This is a genomic window from Klebsiella sp. V115_8 (assembly GCF_029967715.1).
GTDB classification, from domain to species: Bacteria; Pseudomonadota; Gammaproteobacteria; order Enterobacterales; family Enterobacteriaceae; genus Klebsiella; species Klebsiella quasipneumoniae.
In genome coordinates this window covers 190,456-202,779 of the sequence record NZ_JASCAR010000044.1, presented here as the reverse complement: position 1 = coordinate 202,779, position 12,324 = coordinate 190,456, and the positions used below count along the sequence as shown (strand labels likewise).

General features: G+C 60.2%; 14 protein-coding genes. 5 read left to right on the top strand and 9 right to left on the bottom strand.

All coding sequences use genetic code 11. The features are described from left to right. The first annotated feature begins 33 nt into the window (after window positions 1-33). The 3 genes from tam (at window position 34) to QLG03_RS22420 (ending at window position 1,649) form a co-directional block, all read left to right on the top strand. Window positions 34-795: a trans-aconitate 2-methyltransferase gene (gene tam / locus QLG03_RS22430; protein ID WP_255987524.1), complete on the top strand. Its 762-nt coding sequence runs from the start codon at window positions 34-36 to the stop codon at window positions 793-795. A 162-nt stretch (window positions 796-957) separates the two neighbouring features. Next, window positions 958-1,278 carry a carboxymuconolactone decarboxylase family protein gene (locus tag QLG03_RS22425; RefSeq protein ID WP_049014008.1) on the top strand — a complete coding sequence of 107 codons (321 nt, stop codon included), beginning with the start codon at window positions 958-960 and terminating at the stop codon, window positions 1,276-1,278. After that, window positions 1,269-1,649, top strand: coding sequence for a tautomerase family protein (locus tag QLG03_RS22420; RefSeq protein ID WP_255987522.1), 381 nt, complete (start codon window positions 1,269-1,271; stop codon window positions 1,647-1,649). Before QLG03_RS22425 ends, QLG03_RS22420 begins: the two co-directional genes overlap by 10 nt. Before the next feature lie 208 nt (window positions 1,650-1,857). On the opposite strand, the gene QLG03_RS22415 is transcribed toward QLG03_RS22420, so the two are convergent. The 7 genes from QLG03_RS22415 to sad form a co-directional block, all read right to left on the bottom strand. Then, window positions 1,858-2,304, bottom strand: coding sequence for a GNAT family N-acetyltransferase (locus tag QLG03_RS22415; protein WP_255987520.1), 447 nt, complete (start codon window positions 2,302-2,304; stop codon window positions 1,858-1,860). A 254-nt stretch (window positions 2,305-2,558) separates the two neighbouring features. Then, window positions 2,559-4,010 carry a tagaturonate reductase gene (locus QLG03_RS22410; protein ID WP_274578548.1) on the bottom strand — a complete coding sequence of 484 codons (1,452 nt, stop codon included), beginning with the start codon at window positions 4,008-4,010 and terminating at the stop codon, window positions 2,559-2,561. Between the two features lie 113 nt (window positions 4,011-4,123). Continuing rightward, window positions 4,124-4,654, bottom strand: a complete 531-nt coding sequence (locus QLG03_RS22405) for a GNAT family N-acetyltransferase (protein WP_023289640.1) — start codon at window positions 4,652-4,654, stop codon at window positions 4,124-4,126. A gap of 76 nt (window positions 4,655-4,730) precedes the next feature. Continuing rightward, entirely contained in the window at window positions 4,731-6,155 is a 1,425-nt protein-coding gene (locus QLG03_RS22400) for a GGDEF domain-containing protein (protein WP_023289639.1), read from the bottom strand. A gap of 114 nt (window positions 6,156-6,269) precedes the next feature. Beyond that, window positions 6,270-6,638 (bottom strand): DUF4186 domain-containing protein, encoded by a 369-nt coding sequence (locus QLG03_RS22395; protein ID WP_023289638.1) that lies wholly within the window; start codon window positions 6,636-6,638, stop codon window positions 6,270-6,272. Beyond that, window positions 6,638-7,564 (bottom strand): glutaminase B, encoded by a 927-nt coding sequence (glsB, locus tag QLG03_RS22390; protein WP_023289637.1) that lies wholly within the window; start codon window positions 7,562-7,564, stop codon window positions 6,638-6,640. The genes QLG03_RS22395 and glsB overlap by 1 nt, the downstream gene beginning before the upstream one ends. A gap of 80 nt (window positions 7,565-7,644) precedes the next feature. After that, window positions 7,645-9,030, bottom strand: coding sequence for a succinate-semialdehyde dehydrogenase (sad, locus tag QLG03_RS22385; protein WP_255987515.1), 1,386 nt, complete (start codon window positions 9,028-9,030; stop codon window positions 7,645-7,647). Between the two features lie 106 nt (window positions 9,031-9,136). Between sad and QLG03_RS22380 the strand changes: the two genes are divergently transcribed. Further along, window positions 9,137-10,015 (top strand): LysR family transcriptional regulator, encoded by an 879-nt coding sequence (locus tag QLG03_RS22380; RefSeq protein ID WP_023289635.1) that lies wholly within the window; start codon window positions 9,137-9,139, stop codon window positions 10,013-10,015. Here the strand turns inward: QLG03_RS22380 and QLG03_RS22375 are convergent. Continuing rightward, a complete protein-coding gene (locus QLG03_RS22375; protein ID WP_255987513.1) occupies window positions 9,969-10,451 on the bottom strand; it encodes a GNAT family N-acetyltransferase in 483 nt (160 codons plus the stop codon). The two genes, QLG03_RS22380 and QLG03_RS22375, sit on opposite strands and share 47 nt — an antisense overlap. Before the next feature lie 145 nt (window positions 10,452-10,596). Between QLG03_RS22375 and QLG03_RS22370 the strand changes: the two genes are divergently transcribed. Beyond that, entirely contained in the window at window positions 10,597-11,541 is a 945-nt protein-coding gene (locus tag QLG03_RS22370; protein ID WP_255987512.1) for an L-lactate dehydrogenase, read from the top strand. 21 nt (window positions 11,542-11,562) lie between these two features. Here the strand turns inward: QLG03_RS22370 and QLG03_RS22365 are convergent, their stop codons facing one another. After that, window positions 11,563-12,324: a DeoR/GlpR family DNA-binding transcription regulator gene (locus QLG03_RS22365; RefSeq protein WP_023289632.1), complete on the bottom strand. Its 762-nt coding sequence runs from the start codon at window positions 12,322-12,324 to the stop codon at window positions 11,563-11,565.

Below are 12,324 nucleotides of genomic sequence, written 5' to 3'. Positions count from 1 at the left end.
TTGCCCTGTCTCCCTTACACAGGACAACGCCCGATGGCCGACTGGAACCCCACGCTGTATCTGCAGTTTGACGCTGAGCGCACCCGCCCGGCGGCTGACCTGCTTTCCCGTATCGCTCACCTGCAGGTCGAGAGCGTCGTTGACCTTGGCTGCGGGCCGGGCAACAGTACCCGCCTGCTGCGTGCCGCCTGGCCGCTGGCGGCGATCGTCGGTATCGATAACTCCCCGGCCATGCTGGACCAGGCGACGCAGGCCTTACCTGACTGTGAGTTTATCGAGGCCGATATCGCCAGCTGGCGGCCTGCGCAACCGCCAGACGTGATCTATGCCAACGCCTCGCTGCAGTGGCTGGCGGATCATGAGACGCTGTTTCCGCATCTGGTTAACCAGCTGGCGGAGAACGGTACGCTGGCGGTGCAGATGCCGGATAACTGGCAGGAGCCCTCCCATACTCTGATGCGTCAGGTCGCCAGCGAGCTGGGATTACCGGACCGTGGTCGCCAGCCCTTGCTTCAGCCGAACGCCTGGTACGATCTGCTCACCCGTCAGGGCTGTGAAGTTGATATCTGGCGCACCACCTATTTTCATCCGCTCGCTTCCCATCAGGCGATCGTCGACTGGCTGCAGGGTACCGGACTGCGACCTTATCTGACGGGCCTCGATGAACCGGCCAGGAGCGCCTTTCTGACCCGCTATTTGGCATTGCTGGCCGACCACTATCCGTTACAGTGTAACGGAATGGTGCTTTTGTGCTTCCCGCGTCTGTTTATCGTGGCGCGAAAAAGAGCCGCCTGACGGTTGGCCTGAGCAAGTCGTAAAACATAACCAACACAAAAATAAGAGCGGGCCAGCTGACCATCCTGATTTTCAGGATTAACTATCCTGAACATTGCGATATTCAACACATTCCTCAGCGTGCGACAGTGACGACCACTTCAACCTGTAACGGGAGTCACTATGCATACCCCCCCTGTCGATCGCCACACGCTGGCCGCCATTGCGCCAAAACTGGCCGAACTGACCGAAACGGTGCTGTTTGGCGATATCTGGGCGCGCAGCGAGCTGTCGCTCCGCGAACGCAGCTTAATCACTCTCTCCGCCCTGACGGCGCTGGGCAAAACGGAGCAACTGCCCTGGCATATCGCCTACGGCTATCAAAATGGCCTGAGCCAGGAGGAGATGGTCGAATTGTTTACCCACTTGGCGTTTTACGCCGGCTGGCCGGCGGCGGCCAGCGCCCTGACCTGCCTGAACGCGCAGGAGGCGCCATGCCTCTGACGCGTATTTCGCTTGGCGCGGCCTGGCGTCCCGCGGAGTTTGCTCAACTGTCGGCGCTATTCCATGAATGCCTGGTGGCGGAGTTTGGCGTGCCGCCGGCGGACAAATTTCAGTTTATCGAGCAGACCGCCGACGGACAGCGCATTTACGACCCGCATTATCTCAGCGGCGGGCGCAGCGCCCGCTTCGTGCTGTTTCATATTTTCGCCGGGAAGCCGCGCCGCCGGGCGCAGAAACAGGGGCTCTACCGTCGGCTGTGCGCGCGGTTAGCCGATGAGATGGCGGTCAGCCCGCAGGACGTGATGGTGGTGATCCAGTTTAACCAGCTGGAGGACTGGAGTTTCAGCGCCGGCATAATGGCGGGTGAATAAGACAGGCGGCGCCTGCAGGGCGCCGCGATTCAGGCTATTTTGTTGCTACCAGGCGAGATGATGCACCAGTGACAGATCCCAGGCCGTCGCCAATAGCGAAAGAAACATTATCAGATTGACCACTGTTTCGAGACGTTTTTCCATCGTTGCTTCTCCTGAGCCTGTTTCCCCTGTTATAGCGGGAAAAGCTTAACAACATCTTATCGCTTCAGGAGTCGAGGGTGATCCTGTAGCGCACATAATCGTCAGCCGGGGTGAATTCATCATACAGGTGGCGGGCGGGATTATCACGGCGAGTATGCCAGTATAGACGTGACCAGCCTTTCTCAGCCCCTTCGGTTTGCAGCGACTTAATCAGCGTTCTGGCAATGCCTTGTCCGCGGAAGGCAGGATCGATGAACAGATCCTCCAGATAGCAGATCGGCGTGGTGACCCAGGTGCCTTCGTGCAGAATGCAGATAGCGAACCCCACCACGGTATCATCCACCACCGCGACTCTGCCCAGCACGGATGAGTTCACCTCCAGCATCCGCTGCCAGGTGCATTCGGTCACCTCTTCCGGCTGCGGGCTGCCGTAGAAGCGGGTATAGCCTTCCCAGAGCTGAAGCCATTCGGCTTTGTCATGCGGCCGAACTTCCCGGATATCGATGACCATGCGAGTTTCCTTACAGATGAATGAATTAGCCTGCGAACATTGGCAGGAAATATGTGTTAAGGCCATTATTTTCCTGCGCAGGTATTTGTTCAAGCGGCTTAACCACAATTCTCCCCCTGCGCAGGGCGATTTGGCACTAAAAAGCCTTTTGCAGCGAGGCTGCCGACCGGCTTAATCTGGTTAATAAAAAAGTATGTTGTAACTAATTCGAGTGCGATTAAACCCGGCCGCAGCCGGGTGAATAGACTCCGCTATCAGCAGAGCGGCCTGACGGCGTCGCGCATACCGCGGGTCAGGATAGCGTCAAGGTCAGCGGCGACCTGCTCCACCAGGCCGGGGATCTGGCTGAGATCCTGCTCCCAGTGGGACTCCACGCTGAGCACGGCGGAAACCAGCTCGCGGGTGCATATCTGGCCGTCATGATGGCGCGCCCAGAGCGTCTGGTAGCGCGTCAGCCATTCCGCATCATCCTGTACCGGATAGCTTGTCCCCTCCCGCTCTCCCCGGTAGAAGGCGATCAGCGCCGCCAGGGCGAAGGTCAGGCGCGGCGGCAGCGCGCCATGCGCCTTCTGCCCTGCCAGCAGCTGCGGCAGAATACGGGTGCGGTATTTGGTCATGCCGTTGAGAGCGATCGAGAGCAGCTGATGTTTGATATAGGGATTACGGAAGCGCCCGGTCACGGCGCTGGCGAATGACACCAGCTCATCGCGCGGCAGATCCAGCACCGGAATAATCTCGTCATAAATCGCCTTTTCGACAAACGCGCAAATTTCCGCATCGTTCATCGCATCGCCGACGGTGTCGATCCCGGCCTGGAAGGCCACCGGCACCAGGGCGGTGTGCGCCCCGTTGAGGATCGCCACTTTGCGCTCTTTATAGGGCTTGATATCGTCCACGATGCGCACATTGAGCGGCAGCTTATCGAGTCGCAACTCGCTGGCTAATGAGGCGGGCCCCTGAATAACGAACAGATAAAAGTGCTCGGCAGTATCGAGGAAAGCGTCCTGATAGCCGGTTTGCGCCTCCAGAGCCGCCACTTCATCGCGCGGGTAGCCGGTCACAATGCGATCCACCAGCGTGGAACAGAAGGTATTTGCCGACGTCAGCCAGTTGATAAAGGCCTGCGGCAGCTGCCACTCGGAGGCATAGCGCAGCACCAGCGTCTGCAACGCCTCGCCGTTATAATCGATCAGTTCGCAGGGGATGATCACCCATCCCTTATCGGCTGCGCCGGCAAAATGCTGGTAGCGTTCAAACAGCAGGCGGGTCAGTTTTGCCGGATAGCTTACCGGCGGCGCGTCATCAAACCGATCCCCGGCATGGTAGCTGATGCCCGCCTCAGTGGTATTGGAAAAGACAAACCGCATCTGGGGGTTATGCGCCAGACGTAAAAAAGCGTCGTAGTCAGCGTAAGCGCTGATTTCCCGATTGACCGAGCGGATCAGCCGCGCGTCGCTCACCGCTTCGCCCTGCTCGTTGAGACCGCGAATGATGGTGGTATAGAGGCCGTCCTGGGTATTCAGGGAGGGGGGGAAATCGGTGGCGATAGGACGTACGACCACGATGCCAGCATTCAGGTCGGTATGCGTGTTGAGCAGGTCAATCTGCCAGTCAACGAATGCGCGCAGGAAGTTACCTTCTCCAAACTGGATGATACGGTCAGGGTACTGCGCGCCGGGGAAATCACGACGGTTTAACGTTTTCACAATGGGTTCCCTCTAAGAGTAGTCATACAACCTGAGTAATTGGTCCAATAACTTATCAGGTTTTACTACCAGTGAAACCCTGTTTTGATCAAAGGATTCTGTAATAACCGCCGTCAGGGAAGAAACTTATAGAACAGTGAAGTGGCGGTCATCGCACCGTCAGGCATCAGCGCATAGCGCGGAATTTCGCCCACTTTTTCCCAGCCACAGCGGACATAGAACTGTTCCGCCCCGCTGCCGGTCGCCGTGTCCAGCACCAGCACCGTCTTACCTACCCGCCGGGCGGTTTGCTCCAGCTCCGCCATCAGCGCGTTGGCAATCCCCAGGCGGCGGGCATTTTGGTGAACCAAAAGTTTGGCCACGTCCGCACGATGGGGCTGGTTTTCCGGTTGGCTGGTGATAAGTTGCACGGTGCCGACGGGACGTTCCTCAGCGTCAAGGGCGGCCAGCACGATGCGCTCCCCGGCCGCCACGCTGTTGGCGACATGTTGCCAGAAGGTCGTCGCCGTCTGCTGACTGAAAGGCAGCATAAAGCTCACCGAGGCGCCGCCGTTCACGCAGCTCGCCAGGATATCGCTTAATGCCGGAAGGTGATGAAGAATATCGTCGCGCGATAACGTGCGCAGTGAAAATGATGTGATCATAATAGCTCCTTGTTTTTGACCACATCACTATATTTTAACCAAGCATTAACACAAGCATAACACCTATAGGATTTTCTTATGGTGCGCTTTCCGTCAGCGTCGGCATACAGATGCGGTTACGGCCTGTCTGTTTGGCTTTGACCATTTCATCGTCCGCCGCCAGCAGCAGCTGGTTAAACAGCTCGGTAATACGGGCCTGGCCCACCTCGCGTGTCTCCAGTCCCATACTGATGGTCAGGTGGATCGGGTTATGTCCCCAACCGAAAGCTTGCGACTCTACGCCGTGGCGGATCTTCTCCGCCAGCAGGTAACCCTGCTGGGTGCTGTCGACCACGGCGGCGACCGCAAACTCCTCGCCGCCGATACGGGCGACCATACCCTGCTCGCCCACCAGTTGTCTGACCTGCTGGGCAAACTGAGTCAGTACGCAATCTCCGCCCTCATGGCCCAGGGCATCGTTCACCCTTTTGAAGCCATCGATGTCCAGCACCATCACCGTCAGCAGTTTATCGGCCGGCAAGGCCTGACGCTTCAGCGCCTCGCTCAGCCCGGAACGGGAATAGACCCGGGTCTGGAAATCAAAATCGGCGCGCAGGGCCAGCTGTTTCACCAGCATGTTAATCGCCTCGACGCTGGAGGCGACGATCACCGGACTTATCAGCATCGCCGCGATCCCCAGGCGAGTGGAGAACAACTGCCACGGCTGCATTCGCGTGTCCGGCGCAAAGTGAATTAACGAGTTGGCCACCAGCAGTATCTCGCCGATGCCGGTGAGAAAGGTCAACAGGCAGGTCAGGGGCAGCGGATAGCGCACGGCGCACCAGATCAGGGCCGGTAACGGGAAGGTAATGCTGCCGGCGCCGCCCACCGCCACGCCGAGGGCAATCGACAGCACCAGCGCCAGCGCGGGCAGCAGCTGGCGAAAGCGAAAACCGCTTAACGCGGAGGGCAGCGTCAGGGTCAGAATAAACGGCAGAATAAGCACCGCCGTCGAGAACTGCTCGCTAAACCAGTCCGCCAGCTGGGGAATAAAGGTGGCGCGCTCGACGTCCACCGACCCCAACGCGCCGACCGCTGCGCACAGCAGCGCGGCTAACAGACAGAAACAGAATAAATTAAGCGCGTTAATCGGGCCGGGCATCGAGTCGGCGCGTCGTTTATCCCACAGCACCAGCTGCGCCAGGGTCACAATAAAGACAATATTGGAGAAGTTAATCAGCAATGAGGCAAAGCCCATTCCCCAGCGCGAAGTTAATCCGTCATAGACCAGCATTGCCGCAAAGCAGACGGCATAAAAATAGCTGCGATTAAGCCATACGTAGCGCGCAAAGATCCCGGCCATCACTGCGTTGAGCGGCCAGAAGAAAGAGAGCTCCTGCACCAGACGCAGCATCGCGCCCAGAAAATGCAGCAATAGCGTTAACGTAAATAAGACCAGTGCATCGCGCACGGGTTGTTCTTCACGAAACAGCGTAAATGACCGAATCGACAGTGAAGACATTCAGTAATTATCCGTCTAATTGTTTCAGGCAATTATTATGTTAATAGTTAGTTAGCGGATTATCATAACATGAGAATATTTATCAGGCATACTCCGGCGCCGATCAAATGCAAATTAGCGCACAGACGGGCCGTTCATCTGCAGCACCAGCCAGCGGTGGATCACCTGCACAATATAGCGCTGCTCCTGCTCGCTCAGCGCGCGGCCGTGGGGAATGGCGTGCCATTTTTCCAGGCAGCCGCGACAGCAGGTGGCGGTCGCGTGCTGGGCGATAAACACCGGGTGACCGCGCATCGGCGTCTGCTTGCCATCATTGGCCGGCGCGGCGGACGCCAGCCGCTGACGGATAAAATCGGCGGCATGCTGGTCGATGACCTCCGGCCCTTTATCGAGGCAGTATTGCCGCTCTTTCATTCCCAGCCGGAAGCGTGAACGAAACGTCGAACGCGCCAGGCGAGCAAATAATCGATCCTGATCGACCATCAGAACACCGACCTCCCCAGCCGCTGAGTCAGTTTCTCCAGCAGCGCCACGCCGGCCAGGGAGTTCCCCGCCTCGTCAAGCTCCGGGCTCCAGACCGCGATCGCCATCTCCTGCGGCACAATCGCCACAATTCCGCCGCCGACGCCCGATTTCGCCGGCAGACCGACGCGCCAGGCAAACTCGCCGGCGTTCTGGTACATGCCGCTGGTCATCATCAGGGCATTCACCTGGCGGGACTGTATCGGCGCGATAACCGGCGTTTCGAGATGCGGGGCGATGCCGCGGTCGGCGAGAAACAGAAAGGTTCGCGCCAGCTCGACGCAGCTCATCTCCAGCGAACAGTAGTGGAAATAGTTCTGCAGCACGGTGGCGACATCATTATGGAAGTTGCCGAAGGATTTCATCAGCCAGGCGATAGCGGCGTTGCGCGCCGAATGCTCAAACTCAGAGCGGGCCACCAGCGGATCGTAGGCGATATCGGCCACGCCGCTCAGGCGGCGGACAATCTCCAGCATTCGCTGGCGCGGCGCGCTGAGCCGGCTCTGCAGCATGTCGCAGACAACCAGCGCCCCGGCGTTAATAAACGGGTTGCGCGGTTTGCCCTGCTCGATCTCAAGCTGCAGAAGCGAGTTAAAGGGCTGACCGGAGGGATCTTTCCCCACCCGCTGCCAGATCTCCTCTTCCTGATAGTGGTTCATGGCCACCACCAGACTCAATACCTTGGAGATCGACTGGATGGAGAATCGTTCATGGGCATCGCCGGCGGCAAAATGTTGCCCGTCCACCGTACAGATAGCGATGCCAAGCTTATCGCCGCTGACGCTGGCCAGCGCCGGAATATAATCCGCCACTTTACCGCGGCCAATCAGCGGCCTGATTTCTGCCAGAATGGCTTCCAGCATTGCGTTATTGATCACCGTCGCCACACGCGGCTCCTTGCCCACCGTCGAATTTTGGTGGGCGAGTATAGCAGACGAGAACGACGGTCGTCAGGGGCAAACGCAGATTAGCGACGGTCTTTCCAGACGGTCTGCGCATTGCAGAACTCATGCAGGCCAAAATGCGACAGCTCACGACCAAAACCGCTCTTCTTCACGCCGCCGAAAGCCACCCGGGCGTCGCTGGCGCAGTAGCCGTTAAGGAAGACACCGCCGCACTCCAGCTCGCGGGCAAACCGCTGGGCCTGCGCCTCGTCGGTGGTGTAGACCGTTGCCGACAGGCCAAATTCGCTGTCGTTGGCGAGGGCCAGCGCATGGGCTGCGTCACGGGCGGTGGTCAGGGTCGCGACCGGACCAAACAGCTCCTGGCGGAAGCCGGTCATGCCGGCGGTGACGTTGCCCAGGACCGTTGGCGCATAGTAATTGCCCGCCCCTTCGATTTTTTCCGCCCCCAGCAGCAGGGTTGCGCCTTCATCGAGGGTCGCCGTTACCTGCTGGTGCAGTTCATCGCGCAGATCGAATCGCGCCATCGGCCCGACGTAATTCTGCTCGTCGCGCGGATCGCCCATCTTCAGCGCCGCGACGGCGTCGACAAATTTGCGGGTGAAGGCCTCGGCAATGCCGGCTTCGAGGATAAAGCGCTTCGACGCGGCGCACACCTGGCCGCTGTTCTGATAGCGGCCGGTGACGGCGGCCTTCACCGCTTCATCCAGATCGGCATCGTTCAAAACGATAAAGGGATCGGATCCCCCCAGCTCGAGCACGCATTTCTTCAACGCTGCGCCCGCCTGAGCGCCAATCGCTTTCCCGGCGCGGACGCTGCCGGTGACGGTCACCGCCGCGATGCGGTCGTCATTGATAATCTGCGAAACGCCGTCATTGGTGGCGTTGACCCAGCCAAACACGCCCTCCGGCAGGCCGGCGGCGGCAAAAATCTCGCCCAGCAGGCGGGCGCTGCCCATCACGTTCGGGGCGTGCTTCAGCAGGTAGCTGTTGCCGGCCAGCAGGATCGGCACCGCGCCGCGCAGCACCTGCCAGACCGGGAAGTTCCACGGCATCACCGCCAGAATGGCCCCCAGCGGACGATATTCGATCACCGCCTGGTTATTTTCCACCAGGGTGGCTTCGGTCGCCAGCATCGCCGGGCCATGTTCGGCATACCAGTCGCAGAGATTGGCGGATTTCGCCACCTCGCCGCGAGCCTGAGCAATCGGTTTGCCCATCTCAAGAGTGATCGTCTGGGCCACCTCTTCACCGCGGGCGCGCAGCTCGGCCCCGATGCGGCGCAGCGCGTCGGCGCGTGCGGCGAGCGGCGTCTGACGCCACTGGCGATAGCCCGCCGCGGCGAGAGCGATAGCCGCGTCGACCTCGCGTTCGCTGGCCCACGGCAGCGAGGAGACCACCTCGCCGGTAGTCGGGTTGACGGAGACGGCGTGCGTTGCAGATAAATTCATCGTTATTCTCTCTCTCGTTGCTTGCGAAGTGAACGTATTCTGGCTTACCTTTCCATTCATTGAAAATGAATAATATTAAGCAACGCATTCACAAAAGAAGAATAGTATGGACCTGACTCAGCTAGAGATGTTTAACGCCGTCGCAAGCACCGGCAGCATTACCCAGGCAGCGCAGAAAGTGCATCGCGTGCCGTCCAACCTCACCACCCGCATCCGCCAGCTGGAGGCGGATCTTGGCGTTGAGCTGTTTATCCGCGAGAACCAGCGGCTGCGCCTCTCGCCCGCGGGCCACAGCTTCTTACGCTACAGCCAGCAGATCCTCGCCCTGGTGGACGAGGCGCGAATGGTAGTGGCGGGCGACGAACCCCAGGGACTCTTCTCTCTCGGTTCGCTGGAGAGCACCGCGGCGGTGCGGATCCCCACCACCCTGGCCCACTTTAATCAGCGCTACCCGAAAATTCATCTCGCCCTCTCCACCGGCCCCTCCGGGACGATGATCGACGGCGTGCTGGAGGGAGCCCTGAGCGCCGCGTTCGTTGACGGACCGCTGGTGCACCCGGGCCTGGAGGGGCTGCCGGTGTTCCCTGAAGAGATGATGATCGTCGCCCCCTACGGCCACGCGCCCATCGCCCGCGCCAGCGAAGTGAACGGGGCTAATGTCTACGCTTTTCGCGCCAACTGTTCCTACCGCCGGCATTTTGAGAGCTGGTTCCATGCCGACAGAGCTACTCCGGGCCGGATCCATGAGATGGAGTCTTATCACGGGATGCTGGCCTGCGTGATCGCCGGCGCCGGGCTGGCGCTGATCCCGCGCAGTATGCTGGAGAGTATGCCGGGCCATCAGCAGGTTTCCGCCTGGCCGCTGGCGGAAGAGTGGCGCTGGCTCACCACCTGGCTGGTGTGGCGCCGGGGCGCCAAAACCCGCCAGCTGGAAGCGTTTATAGCGCTGCTGAACGAAGATCGGCAAACAGCGGTTTCTCCATAAAGACGCTGAGCGGATCGGGCTGGTAGGGAGCAAACGCGCAGCGGGTCTGATAGCCGTTGCGCGTATAGAGGGTGATGGCCGCATGCTGATGGATGCCGGTCTCCAGGCGCAGAGTATGGCAGTCGCGCTGGCGCGCTTTCGCCTCCAGGGCCGCCAGCAGCTTTTCTCCCAGCTGTTGCCCACGATGCTGTGGATCAATATAGACCCGCTTCATCTCGCCAAAACCTTCATCGCTGAGGACGATAGCCCCGCAGCCAACGGCTTCGCCCTGCGGACTGTGGATCGCCAGGGCGATCACTGTCTCCGGCGGCAGCTGGCCGAGGTCCAGCAGATGGTTGCTCTCCGCCGGGTAGAGTGTCTCCTGCCAGGCGTCGAGGGCGACAATCAGGGCGGTAAATTCGGCGTCGGTGGGGGCGATGTCGGTGATGGTATACATAGGTGAGCTCCTTTTTTTACGCCACTGTAGCGCGCCCCGGAACGGTTTCCGCCATAGCATTAACTTATATTGCCGCCCACCACTTGCGCTAACTAACTGAAACGCATTAACTTTATCCCCTGCCGTCCGTTTTTGAGACCTGAATATGCGCACCAAAACCCGTAAAGTGATGATTATTGGCGCCGGTAACGTCGGCGCGTCAGCGGCCTACGCCCTGCTCAACCAGAGCATTTGCGAGGAGCTGATCCTCGTCGACCTTAACCAGCCGCGCGCCGAGGCCCACGCTCATGACCTCAGCGACGCCGCGGCCTATCTGCCGGGAATGATGACCATCTCCACCCGCGAGGCCAGCGACTGCGCCGATGTCGACATCGCGGTGATCACCGTCTCCGGCGGCGCGCTGCGCCCCGGCCAGAGCCGTCTCGATGAACTGACCACTACCGCGAAAATCGTCAAGAGCATTGTGCCGACCATGATGGCCAACGGGTTTAACGGCATCTTCCTGGTGGCCACCAACCCGTGTGACATCATCACCTGGCAGGTATGGCAGCTCTCCGGTCTGCCGCGCAGCCAGGTGCTGGGCACCGGCGTCTGGCTGGATACCACCCGCCTGCGTCGTCTGCTGGCGCAGGAGCTGAACATTGGCGCCCAGAGCATCGACGCTTTTATCCTCGGCGAGCACGGCGATACCCAGTTTCCGGTATGGTCGCACTCCTCGGTATATGGCACGCCGATCGCCGACCTCTACCAGCAACGCGCCGGCCGGCCGCTCGACCGGGAGGCGATGGCCGACAAAGTGCGCAAGCTGGGGTTTGAGATCTACGCCGGCAAAGGCTGTACGGAATATGGCGTGGCAGGCACCATCGCCGAGATCTGCCGCAATATTTTTACCGGCAGCCACCGCGCGCTGGCGGTCTCCTGCATTCTTGACGGTGAGTACGGGGTCAGCGGCGCGGCGGCTGGGGTGCCGGCGGTGCTGGCCCAGGGGGGCGTGGAGCAGATTATCGAACTGCGGCTGGCCGGCGAAGAACAGGCGAAGTTCAGCCAGTCGGTTGCGGTGATCAAAGCCAATATCGCGCGTCTGCCCTGACGGCAGACGGCGGCGTCTGGATCAGTCGGCAATGATCAGCTGAGGGGAAAGGGTCACCAGCGCCTCGCGGGTCGCTTCCGGCAGGTGGCCGTCGGTGACGATATCGGTCAACGACTCCAGCGGGGCAATGTTGAAGAGTGACCAGGCGCCGTATTTGGAGCTGTCCGCCAGCAGAATGCGCCGGCGGGCATTGGCCATCAGATCGCGTTTCAGGGCGGCCTTCTCCTCCGTCGGGGCGGTGATCCCTTTCTCAAGGTCCCAGCCGTTGCAGCTGACGAAGGCGAGATCGGGCCAGATGGTCTGCAGCAGGCGGCGGCCGTGATCGCCGATGCACGACTGGCTGCTGTCATCGATGCGCCCGCCGATAATCGTCACTTCAATCTGCTTAAATTCCGACAAAAACAGGGCGATATGTAAATCGCTGGTGATCACCCGCAGCGGCAGATGGGTGATCTGCCGCGCCAGCTCAATCATGGTGGTGCCGGCATCAAGCACTATGGCGTCGCCGGCTTTCACCAGCGCTGCCGCCGCGCTGGCGATCGCCTGCTTTTCCAGCGGGCTGCGCTGGGCTTTCTCCAGCGTCGTCGGCTGGGCAGGAATAAACCGGTTCAACGTCACCCCGCCATGCGTGCGGCTGATCACCCCTTCCTGATCGAGTTTGATCAGGTCGCGGCGAATGGTGGCTGGCGAGGCGTTGGTCGCCGCCACCAGCTGGTCGACTGTCACCAGATTATGGCTTTTCAGGAAGTCCATAATCTGCTCTAACCGGTTATATCCCTTCAT